The 12,024-nt window shown below is 47.3% G+C and carries 9 protein-coding genes and 5 tRNA genes; 12 read left to right on the forward strand and 2 right to left on the reverse strand.

What is annotated here, in order from left to right; genetic code table 11:
• Window positions 1–11 precede the first annotated feature (11 nt).
• From MMG82_RS11940 to MMG82_RS11960, 5 genes are all read left to right on the forward strand, one after another.
• Window positions 12–87 (forward strand) — tRNA-Ala (locus tag MMG82_RS11940).
• 59 nt (window positions 88–146) lie between these two features.
• A tRNA-Glu gene (locus MMG82_RS11945) sits at window positions 147–222 on the forward strand.
• 107 nt (window positions 223–329) lie between these two features.
• Window positions 330–405 (forward strand) — tRNA-Ala (locus tag MMG82_RS11950).
• Between the two features lie 63 nt (window positions 406–468).
• Window positions 469–544, forward strand: a tRNA-Glu gene (locus MMG82_RS11955).
• 98 nt (window positions 545–642) lie between these two features.
• A tRNA-Glu gene (locus tag MMG82_RS11960) sits at window positions 643–718 on the forward strand.
• A gap of 631 nt (window positions 719–1,349) precedes the next feature.
• Here MMG82_RS11960 and MMG82_RS11965 read toward each other — a convergent pair.
• A complete protein-coding gene (locus MMG82_RS11965) occupies window positions 1,350–3,179 on the reverse strand; it encodes an ABC transporter ATP-binding protein (protein ID WP_173944676.1) in 1,830 nt (609 codons plus the stop codon).
• 182 nt (window positions 3,180–3,361) lie between these two features.
• Here MMG82_RS11965 and MMG82_RS11970 point away from each other — a divergent pair, with 182 nt between their 5' ends.
• The 7 genes from MMG82_RS11970 to MMG82_RS12000 all read left to right on the forward strand — a co-directional run bounded on the left by MMG82_RS11970 (window position 3,362) and on the right by MMG82_RS12000 (window position 10,552).
• Window positions 3,362–4,987 (forward strand): AlkA N-terminal domain-containing protein, encoded by a 1,626-nt coding sequence (locus tag MMG82_RS11970; RefSeq protein WP_173944677.1) that lies wholly within the window; start codon window positions 3,362–3,364, stop codon window positions 4,985–4,987.
• Window positions 4,988–5,094: 107 nt separating this feature from the next.
• Entirely contained in the window at window positions 5,095–5,661 is a 567-nt protein-coding gene (locus MMG82_RS11975) for a methylated-DNA--[protein]-cysteine S-methyltransferase (RefSeq protein WP_047537294.1), read from the forward strand.
• Window positions 5,662–5,698: 37 nt separating this feature from the next.
• Complete coding sequence (locus MMG82_RS11980) at window positions 5,699–6,982, forward strand: DEAD/DEAH box helicase (RefSeq protein ID WP_241406887.1); 1,284 nt, start codon at window positions 5,699–5,701, stop codon at window positions 6,980–6,982.
• Window positions 6,983–7,048: 66 nt separating this feature from the next.
• A complete protein-coding gene (locus tag MMG82_RS11985) occupies window positions 7,049–7,519 on the forward strand; it encodes a dual specificity protein phosphatase family protein (protein WP_037420279.1) in 471 nt (156 codons plus the stop codon).
• 135 nt (window positions 7,520–7,654) lie between these two features.
• Complete coding sequence (locus tag MMG82_RS11990) at window positions 7,655–8,554, forward strand: chemotaxis protein CheV (RefSeq protein WP_047537289.1); 900 nt, start codon at window positions 7,655–7,657, stop codon at window positions 8,552–8,554.
• A gap of 169 nt (window positions 8,555–8,723) precedes the next feature.
• A complete protein-coding gene (gene sstT / locus MMG82_RS11995) occupies window positions 8,724–9,950 on the forward strand; it encodes a serine/threonine transporter SstT (protein WP_037420273.1) in 1,227 nt (408 codons plus the stop codon).
• A 77-nt stretch (window positions 9,951–10,027) separates the two neighbouring features.
• Window positions 10,028–10,552 carry a CIA30 family protein gene (locus tag MMG82_RS12000; protein ID WP_037428213.1) on the forward strand — a complete coding sequence of 175 codons (525 nt, stop codon included), beginning with the start codon at window positions 10,028–10,030 and terminating at the stop codon, window positions 10,550–10,552.
• 65 nt (window positions 10,553–10,617) lie between these two features.
• On the opposite strand, the gene MMG82_RS12005 is transcribed toward MMG82_RS12000, so the two are convergent.
• Window positions 10,618–11,997, reverse strand: coding sequence for a Gfo/Idh/MocA family oxidoreductase (locus MMG82_RS12005; protein WP_047537287.1), 1,380 nt, complete (start codon window positions 11,995–11,997; stop codon window positions 10,618–10,620).
• Window positions 11,998–12,024 lie beyond the last annotated feature (27 nt).

The raw sequence follows: 12,024 nt of genomic DNA on the forward strand, positions 1-12,024 counted from the left end.
TTAATAAGTTTGGGGCTATAGCTCAGCTGGGAGAGCGCTTGCATGGCATGCAAGAGGTCGACGGTTCGATCCCGTCTAGCTCCACCAAACTTACCGCCGATATTAAGCGAGAGTTTTTAACGAAATTCAAATTAATATGTCCTTGTGTCCCCTTCGTCTAGAGGCCTAGGACACCGCCCTTTCACGGCGGTAACAGGGGTTCGAATCCCCTAGGGGATACCACTATGTTTTACGGCATAGTGCTCCTACCAAATAGCTAACGAGTTGTCTGGTAAGAACAAATCTAAATTTCTGCGATATACTGAGTTTCAGTTTTGTCGAAAGAGTTTGGGGCTATAGCTCAGCTGGGAGAGCGCTTGCATGGCATGCAAGAGGTCGACGGTTCGATCCCGTCTAGCTCCACCAATTTCGCCATATTAAGCGAGAGCACTGTTAGTCATAATAGTTGTCAAATTAATATGTCCTTGTGTCCCCTTCGTCTAGAGGCCTAGGACACCGCCCTTTCACGGCGGTAACAGGGGTTCGAATCCCCTAGGGGATACCACTCTATCCCTAATAAGATAGAGTGCATCACAAATGACTAACGAGTTGTTTGAGATAAATCGCAAGACCTCAGTTATGAGGAAAAACATAAGTCCTTGTGTCCCCTTCGTCTAGAGGCCTAGGACACCGCCCTTTCACGGCGGTAACAGGGGTTCGAATCCCCTAGGGGATACCACCTTAACTAAGGTTAATCGCTAACGTTAGTTGAAGACAATAAACCATCGAAAGATGGTTTTTTTGTATCTATTATTTTATCGTGCCACAAGCCACAAGCCACAAGCCACAAGCCACAAGCCACAAGCCACAAGCCACAAGCCACAAGCCACAAGCCACAAGCCACAACGTTTATTGGTTTCCTCTGTTTCTATTGGGTTTAGACTTGCTTGCTGCATATTGGGATAAAGTCTTGGAACGATGTCTCGCTGTTAGTATGTAAACCAATCACATTAAATATTTAATCAGTTCAGAGCCTCACAGGCATTTCAATCCAAGGCGCATTGACGCAGAAATGGTCATTCCCTTTTAAGTCAATACAACATCGGAGTGGGATGCCTGGGTGGCTCCCAAAGGGCGGCTGATGTTCACTTTATGGCAACGCGCTTTATACTGCGTTTAAGGCTTTCGACAGAGCACCACTATGCCTTCAAGCCTTCGCCTTGTCTAAAGCGCGTTGAATTCCCGCTGAATGAACAGATATTCAATACAATTGGTTTAAGGTGTCAACGCTATTTAGGACGGGGCAGAACAAAATAAAAAGGCGACTTAATGTCGCCTTTAAAATCAGTTCATTAAGTTACAACTCGACACTATTCAACCCCTAAAAATCCGCCAGTTTGGTGAGCCCATAACTGGGCATAGATACCGCCAGCAGCAATCAGCTCTTGATGGGTTCCTTGTTCAACAATCCGACCTTGATCGAGCACGATTAATCTATCCATTGCGGCAATAGTCGATAATCGATGGGCGATTGCAATTACGGTTTTGCCCTGCATCAATTCGTACAAGCTTTCTTGAATCGCAGCTTCAACTTCAGAGTCCAAGGCAGAAGTGGCCTCATCGAGCAGTAAAATAGGGGCATTTTTTAATAGCACCCTAGCAATCGCGATACGTTGTCTTTGTCCGCCAGAGAGTTTCACGCCGCGTTCACCGACTTGTGCATCTAAACCATGATTGCCATTAGGGTCGGTTAGTTCATTAATAAAATCATGGGCCTGAGCTTGTTTAATCGCATGTTCGAGTTGGATTTCGCTCGCCCCTGGATTGCCGTACAGAATATTTTCACGAATCGTGCGGTGCAGTAGGGATGTGTCTTGGGTGACCATACCAATCTGTGAACGTAGCGAATCCTGTTTGACGGACTTAATGTCTTGTCCATCGATACAAATTTGGCCTTTCTCAACATCGTAAAAGCGCATTAACAGATTGACTAAGGTAGACTTACCCGCGCCCGAGCGGCCAACTAGACCGACTTTTTCGCCCGCTTTGATCGTGAGGTTGAGTTTGTCGATTACGCCAGTATTTTCACCATAATGAAAGCTCACCTGATTAAAATCGATCCGACCTTGTTCCACTACTAAGGTGTTTGCATCTGGCGAGTCTTGAATGAGTGTCGTCTTGGAAAGGGTGTTCATCCCATCGGTGACTGTACCAATATTTTCAAATAATGAACTGATTTCCCACATGATCCACTGCGACATCCCATTGAGGCGCAGCGCTAAACTCACTGCAATTGCAATTGCACCCACCGAGATAGCATTGTCACTCCAGAGCGTGATTGATACGGCGGCAATGCTGAACGCGAGTAAGTAGTTAATGATTTGTACGCTGACGCTGATCCCCGTGACAAGGCGCATTTGGCGATAAACGGTATCGAGGAAACTGCGCATACTCGCTTTAGCGTAATCGGCTTCTTTATCCGTATGGGCAAACAGTTTTACCGTGGTGATATTGGTGTAACTGTCGACAATTCGGCCCGTCATTGTCGAGCGGGCATCGGCCTGTTCGGTTGAGACCGTTTTAAGCCGCGGCACAAAGTACCATTGCAGACCAATATAGAGCGCTAGCCAAATCAGCATCGGGACCACTAGGCGCACATCGGCACTGGCCACCATCACCAGCATGGAGGTGAAGTACACTAAAATGTATACCAGTACATCGAGCAACTTCATTACGGTTTCACGCACCGCAAGGGAGGTTTGCATCACCTTAGTGGCAATACGGCCAGCAAAGTCATTCTGATAGAAGGAGACGCTTTGCTTGAGCAGATAGCGGTGCGCAAGCCAGCGGATCGACATGGGATAATTGCCCAGCAAGGTTTGATGCATGATCAGTGCATGAAATAGCACTAACAATGGCATCACCACTAGGACCATTACACCCATTAATATCAGCGTTGAACCTTCATCCTGATAGAGCGTCTCTGGGCTTTTTTTCACTAACCAATCGACTAATTGTCCCATAAAGCCAAAGAGTGAAACTTCGAGCATAGCGATGAAGGCCGTCAGCACTGACATTAATATCAGCGGTAATTCATAACCCTTAGTGTAGTGACGGCAAAACGCATACACCCCCGTGGGAGGCTTGGTTGGTTCGCCATCCGGTAGGGCTTCCACCCAAGATTCAAATCGTTTAAACATGAATTGACTCTATTTTATTGAGAAAAGTAAATGGGGAAAAACGTCGAGGTGTCTAGCATATAGGATCTTGCACTTTAAAAGCACGCGATGATCCAGTTCCGTTTTCCGCGAGTGTGCTAGCATAGGGTGACGTACAGTAACCGACAAGTACAAAATTGTGAATAAGATTGTCGGATAGCCAAATGAAGCTGATAGCAGTGAGTCCAAAACCAACCACTAAACCACTAGTCGTGCCGGTAGTAAACGATTTGCAAGAGTGCTACTTATCCGCGACGATTTGCCGCGAGGCTCGCATCAGCCGTGATCCACGTTTTGACGGTAAGTTCTTTGTGGGCGTGTTAAGTACGGGCATTTACTGCCGAACGGTGTGCCCTGCCGTTGCACCTAAAGAAGAAAACGTACGTTATTTCGACTCGGCCATTAAAGCCGCACAGGCGGGGCTGAGGCCTTGCCTACGTTGCCGCCCAGACAGTGCACCAGGCTCTAATCCGTGGAAAGGGACAGGCACAACCCTAGACAGAGCTATAGGTTTGATTGAAGCTGGCGCCTTATCGGGTGAGCATGGATTAACGGTCGAGGCCTTGGCGGACAAACTGGGGATCAGCAGCCGTTATCTAAATAAGTTATTTACCTCTGGATTTGGCACTTCGCCTAAGCAATTTGCACTCTATCGTCAGTTAATGTTCGCAAAACAGTTGTTGCATCAGACGCAGCTGCCCATCACTCAGGTTGCGCTTGCCGCAGGCTTTAACAGTATTCGCCGTTTCAACGAGGCATTTCAACAGACTCTGCAATTAACGCCCACACAGTTAAGAAAATCCAGTCTGAAGTCGACTGCCAAGTTAGAGGAAGAGGAGAGAACTAATAAGGCTAGTCCGCAGGAGATGCCAGCGCACAGTTTGAGTCTATATCAGTATTACCGACCGTCGCTCGATTGGCCGGCGCAGTTAGCCTTTTATCGCCTGCGCGCCGTGGCGGGAATGGAGTGGTTTAGTGAGGGGGCAAATCATGACTCCAACGACATGATGTCCCAAGATACACTTGAGTATGGTCGCACCTTGCAACTTGAGGATATCTGCGCAGTGGTGCGTATCGCCCATGAGGCACATTTGCATCGCTTTAAAATCACACTGACATTAACACCCGACTCGCCCTTGGCCGGCCTACAAAAACTCATCACCCAAGTGCGGCGCATTTTAGATCTCGATGCAGATATGCAGCTGATTGAGCACAACCTACAGCGTTTGACCGATCTTAAGTTAATCCCTAAATCAGGTCTTAGGATCCCGGGAGCAGGATCTTTATTTGAGGCGGGTTGCCGAGCCGTTTTAGGTCAGCAGGTGAGCGTAGTGCAGGCCACTAAGTTACTCAATTTATTGGTCGAAGCCTATGGCGAACGTTTTAGCTTAAACGGGCAAGAGTATCGCTTGTTCCCTACACCGCAGCTGATCCGTCATGCATGCCTCGATGAGCTTAAAATGCCTGGCGCGCGCAAACTGGCGCTCAATGCGCTTGCTGCGTTTATCTGTGAACACCCAGAAGCCACAGCCGATGAGTGGATTAGGGTAAAAGGCATTGGCCCCTGGACCATTGCCTATGCCAAATTACGTGGGCTTGGCGATCCAAATATCTTCCTGCACACGGATTTAATTGTGAAAAAGCAATTACTGGCGACGATGGGTGAGCAGACAGGGTTAGATACTGAAGCGCAAAAACAACTGGATTATTCAGCGATTGTTGAGCGGATAAGTGCAGATATCGCCCCTTGGGGGAGTTATTTGACCTTCCTGCTGTGGTCCAATGCATAGGACATTTCAGGCCATGTTTATTGATTCAGTACCGAGGCTCTATATGAGAGCCACTATTTGAAACACAGTACGAAAACACTGTACTAAAGCCGTTGACGAGAACCACTATGAGCCCGAATTTATCGCAACTGATTAGCGCCCCAACGGCCAAAGATTATCAGCCCTGCGCTGTCGATATTTTAAGTACCCCTGTGGGAGTACTACAACTTAATGCCAATGCCTACGGATTGAGCCATTTAACGGTCGTCGGGTCGAGTCGTACCGAGATCCCCCTAAAGGTCGCAAGTGATGACGAACTGGTGCGGGCTAAAAGTCATATTGATCAGGCAAAGGCGCAGCTTCTGGATTATTTTCGCGGTAAGCTAACCCAGTTCCACTTAAGCTTAGCGCCCAAAGGAACCGAATTTCAGCAGCAGGTGTGGCAGGCCTTGGTGCAGGTCGGTTATGGCCAGAGTTGCAGTTATGGCGAGATCGCCCAGCGTATCGCAAAACCCAAAGCCGTTCGGGCAGTTGGCGCGGCTAATGGTGCCAACCCCATCGCGATTATTGTGCCCTGTCACCGTATCATTGGTAAAAATGGTCAATTAACGGGTTATGCCTATGGACTTACGATGAAACAGCAACTGTTAATGCTGGAATCGACAAGCAAGGGCGCGCATTTTACGTTAGAATAGCGGTCATATTTGTTATTGATGAGCCATGTAATTTTTTATGACCCAAGCTTCTTCCGCCGTTGCCAGCTTTGCCGAACTTGGCATTATTGCCCCCTTATGTAATCGACTCTCTGAGCTGGGTTATGTTTTTCCCACTCCGATACAAGCGGCTACCATTCCTGCCGTACTCAGTGGACAGGACGTGTTAGCAGGGGCGAATACAGGTTCTGGAAAAACCGCTGCTTTTGCAGTGCCGTTATTGCAGCGATTGAGTGAAGCAAAAAGTGCTGATAAGTCAGCAGGCCAAGTGCGGTGTTTGGTGCTCGTACCTACCCGCGAATTGGCGCAACAAGTCGCCGACAGCTTTTTATCCTATGCATCCCACTTCAATGGCCAACTTAAGATAGTCGCGGCCTTTGGTGGTGTGTCTGTCAATCTGCAAATGCAAAGCTTACGCGCTGGCGCCGATGTGTTGGTCGCAACTCCTGGGCGTTTACTGGATTTATTAGCCAGCAATGCGCTTAAGTTAAATCGCGTCTCGGCCTTAGTGCTGGATGAAGCGGACCGCATGTTAAGCCTTGGGTTTACTGATGAATTAAATCAAGTGCTTGAGGCGCTCCCTGCCAAAAAACAAACCTTACTGTTTTCGGCGACATTCCCCGAAGAAGTGCGCGCGCTAACGACCCAATTACTCCATCAACCGCTTGAGTTTCATCTGCAAAGTGAGCAAGAAAGCACCATTGTGCAGCGTGTGATAACCGTTAACCGCGAGCAAAAAACAGCGTTATTGGCCCATTTGATTAAACAGCATCAATGGTCACAGGCGTTAATTTTTGTCAGTGCTAAAAATACCTGTAACCACCTCGCGCAAAAGTTGTCAAAACGGGGAATTAGCGCCGAAGTCTTCCATGGCGATAAAGCTCAAGGTGCGCGGACTCGCGTCCTTGATGGGTTTAAAAATGGTGACATTAGTGTGCTAATTGCGACTGATATCGCAGCCCGTGGTATTGATATTGATAAACTCCCCGTCGTGATTAACTTTGATTTACCAAGAAGTCCAGCCGATTATATGCACCGTATTGGTCGTAGCGGTCGTGCGGGCGAGGCGGGCCTCGCGGTGACTTTAATTTCCCATGAGGAATATCACCACTTTGGTGTGATTGAAAAGAAAAACAAAATCAAACTAGTGCGTGAACAAATCCCCGGATTTGAAGCCAATGCTGAAATACCGCTGGATGTGTTAGCGCAGGAAAAACCTCAGGCCAAGCCCGAAGGCTCTGGCAAGAAAAAGCGTAAACAGTTACCCGTGGCGAATGTTGAGTTTTGGGGTAAAAAGTCTTAATTCCTCAGGTGTGAGTTATGCTTAGCATATCTTCAGGTTGTTTCGAATTGGTTTGGTAGAGGCAGTATGCAGCATTTATTTTGGTTAGTTGAAGGTAAAATCGCGGGCCGCAGTGGCCCTAATAAGGACCCTTGGGATTTAGCAGAGCTTAAAGCATCGGGGATCCGCGCCGTGTTATCCGTTAATGGCGGAGAAGGCTGCGAGCCCGGTAGTTTTCAGCACCATGGTTTGCGTTATGAATGTATCCCGTTTTCCAGAAACGTGCCGCCACAGGAAGGGGATATCGCCATTTGTGTCGCCCAATTACCTAGAGCGCTAGCCTTTATTCAACAATGTGAAGCCGATGATTTACCCGTGTTAATCCATTGCCGTTCGGGAAAAGATCGTACCGGGCTCATTATGGCTTATTACCTCATGGTTAATGGTGCTGCGCCGTTGCATGCCGTTAGCCAAGTGCGCAGCATTCGCGACATTGCTTTTAGCGCTGAGGGGTGGGATCAGTTTGCCTTCGATGTGCTCTATGCTTTGCAGGATTAGTCCTTGAGAAGGGAAGATTGTTCCAAAGATAAAGTAATTGGCTGATTTGATCACATTTGACCTTAGTCATCACTTTTAAGGCATGTTAAGGTTAATATACTGGCAGTTTAATTTGAGTGAGCGCTTAGTTTTATCATGAAAAGTAAGGCAAATCAGTCACAAGGGCTACTCCTTTTTCGGTTATCTCAACATCAGGTATTTGCCTTAGGCACGCTCAAAATTCGTGAATTAGTGCCTTACACGCCGCTGAGTAAAATTCCTCAATCTCATCCGACAATCATGGGTGCCGCGACCATTCGTGGTCATACCATCCCGGTCGTGGATATGGCGGCTGCCATTGGTTATCGGCCAATCAGTGATGACGAACGTAAACATTGCTATATCATCATTACTGATTGCCAGCGCATGATTATCGGCTTTTTAGTGCGCGCCATTGATAAGATTATTGAGTGCAATTGGCGTGACATTGAAGCGCCATCGGCAAATTTAGGGAGAAATGCCTTTTTAACTGGGGTGACGCGCTACGATAACCAGTTAGTGCAGTTACTTGACGTGGAGCTGTTACTGTCTAAGGTGTTCCCCGATGCACCTGAGGCCAATCGAGCAATCCTAACGGATGTGCAGCGGGAGAAGTTAAAACCCATGCGGATTCTGTTGGTCGATGATTCTAAGGTGGCCCGCAAGCAACTTTCCGATGCGCTCGATAGTATTAATATTCCCTATTTCGTGACCCCTGATGGAAGAGAAGCGCTCTCTATTATGGAGCAGGCGGCTGCTGAGCGTCACCCGATTGATATTTTAGTTAGTGACATCGAAATGCCGGGGCTCGATGGCTATGAACTGGCATTTGAAGTCCGAGATAATCCACTGTTGGCTAATGCTTATATTATTCTCCATACCTCGTTGTCCAGCGAAATCAGCGTCAGCCAAGCCCATCAAGTAGGGGCAAATGAGGCGCTGACTAAGTTTGATGCCCATGAGCTTGTGGAAGCCATGCTACGGGGGGCTGATTTAGCGGCTAAGCGGTCAAATTAGAGCGTGTTGGATTTTTGTAAGGGTTTTGCAGGGACTGGGTAATTTAATTCGCTTATTTCCCTGCAAAGCTAGACAAGTTCCATCACATCCTATAAAACCTTATTGGCCTCAATTTTGAAGGTGTGGGATGGGGAAACTCAGCCGAAATATAATAACGATAGGTTAAGTAATGAAACAAGAATCATCTTTTTTAGCCAAGTTGGCTAATAGCAGTTTGGTGCTGCAAATTCTCGTCGGGATTATCGCTGGTGTCGCTTTAGCCAGTTTTTCACATGAATGGGCCAAACAAGTCGCTTTTTTAGGTAGTTTATTTGTTGGTGCATTAAAAGCGATAGCGCCTATTCTAGTCTTTATTCTCGTGGCATCCTCCATTGCGAATCAAAAGAAAAATACTCAAACGAATATGCGCCCAATCGTGGTGTTGTACTTATTGGGTACCTTTGCTGCTGCATTAACCGCTGTGATTTTAAGTATGATGTTCCCGACTAATCTGGTGTTAGTTGCGGGTGTTGAAGGCACCAGTCCGCCACAGGGAATTGGTGAGGTGATTAACACCCTGTTGTTTAAACTGGTTGATAACCCCGTGAATGCCCTGATGACGGGGAACTATATTGGTATTTTGGCTTGGGGTGTGGGTCTTGGCTTAGCCTTACATCATTCGAGTGATTCAACCAAACAAGTGTTTGCGGATGTGAGCCATGGTATTTCGCAAATGGTGCATTTTATCATTCGGTTAGCGCCTATTGGTATTTTCGGTCTAGTTGCTGCCACATTTGCTGAAACCGGTTTTGCGGCAATTGCGGGCTACGCTCAGTTATTAGCCGTATTGCTCGGTGCGATGGCTATTATCGCCTTAATTATTAACCCGCTGATTGTTTACGTTAAAATCAAACGTAATCCCTATCCACTTGTGATCCGCTGTCTGCGTGAGAGTGGTGTGACGGCATTTTTCACCCGCTCAAGTGCGGCCAATATTCCAGTGAATATGGCATTGTGTGAAAAGTTAAATCTGCACGAAGATACTTATTCAGTCTCTATCCCGTTAGGGGCAACCATCAATATGGGCGGCGCTGCGATTACGATTACCGTACTGACTTTAGCAGCGGCACATACTTTGGGGATTCAAGTTGATCTGCTGACTGCCTTGCTGCTTAGCGTGGTAGCTGCGATTTCTGCCTGTGGTGCATCTGGTGTGGCGGGTGGTTCGTTATTGCTTATTCCGCTTGCTTGTAGCTTGTTTGGCATTTCTAACGATGTGGCGATGCAAGTGGTTGCTGTTGGTTTTATTATCGGCGTGATCCAAGATGCAGCCGAAACGGCACTGAATAGCTCTACGGACGTGATTTTTACCGCTGCTGCTTGTGAAGCCGCTGAAAACAAAGCTAAACTTGGATAAAGTGTGCTGTTGTTAGTGTAGAAGAAAGTATCATAGGAGCAGTCACTTCGGTGGCTGCTTTTTTTATGGGAGTAGTTATGATCCTTTTCGATTTTAAAGAGTTAAATGCGGCAAAGTCTTGGTATGGCGTTAATGATACTGTGATGGGCGGTTTGTCACGCAGTAAGCTCACCATCTCTCCGTTAGGCTATGGGATGTTTAGCGGCCATGTGTCACTCGCCAATGGTGGCGGGTTTGCCTCGGTGCGCTGTGAGTTTGAACCCAAAAATGTGAGTGAATTCACTGGGATTTATCTCGAACTCGACCGTGATAGAAGCAAGCACTACAAAGTGAATCTCAAAGATGCCGACACGCCGCAGAGTACGGTTTATCAAGCACCGATGCCTGATGCTAAGCATCAGTCTTTTGGCGTTAATGGTGGCAGTATTATTCACTGGCAACGTATTGAAATCCCCTTTACGGCGTTTCATCCCCAGTGCCGTGGCAAGCCGATTGAGCGTGCTGAGATTGATTTGAGCCGTCTCACAAGTATTGGGCTAGTGATTGGTGCGCAGCAAAGTGGTGATTTTGCATTAAAAATTAAATCAATAGGCTGTTATTGAGTCATAAGGGGATAAGCTAATGCTTGTCCCCTTAATCTACTGTTACACGCTCAACTCAGCGCGATTTAGGCTCCCACAATCCCTAGGGGCTTAGCATGTTCCCATGCACCGCGGGTAAAGTCGGGAAAGTTTACTGAGTTACTGCGATTATTGAGTGATTGTTCACTTAAAATATTGACCACAGACCAAGCCGCACCATCATAGACATCCTGATCGAGTGCCTCGCCGTTACGTAGGCAATAGATCATTCGCCAAAGCATCACAAAATCCATGCCACCGTGACCGCCGTTGATTTCGGCTTCTTTACCAATACGTTGCCACAGTGGGTGATCGTATTTGTCATACCACTTTTGCATGTCCATATCCCATTCGTGGTAACTCTGACCAAACCCCCCATTTTCGATTGCGATACGATTAGGGAAGCCAGCAAACACACCGTTAGTGCCTTGGATTAGATTATGGCGACTGTAGGGTCTTGGGGTGGTGGTATCGTGTTGAACCATAATGGTTCTGCCTTTCACGGTTTTAATCAGGCTAGTGCTCATATCGCCATTAATGTATTTGAGCTGATTACGTTCATGATCGGCCGGAAATTCTCGCTTAGCATATAAAGCACGACCTAAAGCTGGCGAACTCATGGAAGTCAGGTAATCGAATCTGTCACCACGGTTGATATTCATATACTGGGAAATAGGCCCTAAACCGTGAGTGGGATATAAATTACCATTGCGTTTAGTATGCCAATAAGTACGCCATGAGCCGGTTTTATGATCAATTTCTTTCATTTGCCAGCGCAGTTCATGGATATAAGCGGCTTCGCCGTGGAGTAATTCGCCAAATAAGCCTTGGCGTACCATGTTAAGCACCATCAGTTCTTCACGGCCGTAATTGACGTTTTCCATCATCATGCAGTTTTTCTGGGTACGCTCGGCGGTATCGATGATTTGCCAGCACTCTTCGACTGTGAGGGCGAGTGGTACTTCAACAAAGGCGTGTTTACCACTTTCCATAGTGTCGATAGCCATTGGAGCATGCCATTCCCACGGAGTGGAAATAATCACAATATCGATGTCATCACGGTTTAATAGCTCGCGATAGCTCAGATCATTGCCGGTATAGATCGCAGGTTTTGGCCGTTTTTGTTTAACGATATGCTCAACCGCTCTATCAATAACCGCTTGGTGCGTATCGCAAATGGCTTTTAGCTCCACGCCGTCTAAGTGACAAAACTGTTCGACATGGCTAAATCCACGCTCTCCCACACCGATAAAACCAACTCTAACCACCTCCATTTTAGGGGCAATGAGTCCAATAACTGATTTCCCGCGACTGGGTTTCGGGGCAACGTTACTGGCGGTAGCATCGAGGGCAATATTGGCCGTAACAAGGCCGGCAGTGACCGCGCCAGCGGCTTTCAGAAAATGGCGGCGATGAATATTGTGCATAGGCTTCCTGCTTTATTGTTGTTTATT

Origin of the sequence: Shewanella sp. MM_2022_3, from assembly GCF_022557375.1 — a bacterium.
In the GTDB taxonomy this organism is placed as follows: Bacteria; Pseudomonadota; Gammaproteobacteria; order Enterobacterales; family Shewanellaceae; genus Shewanella; species Shewanella xiamenensis.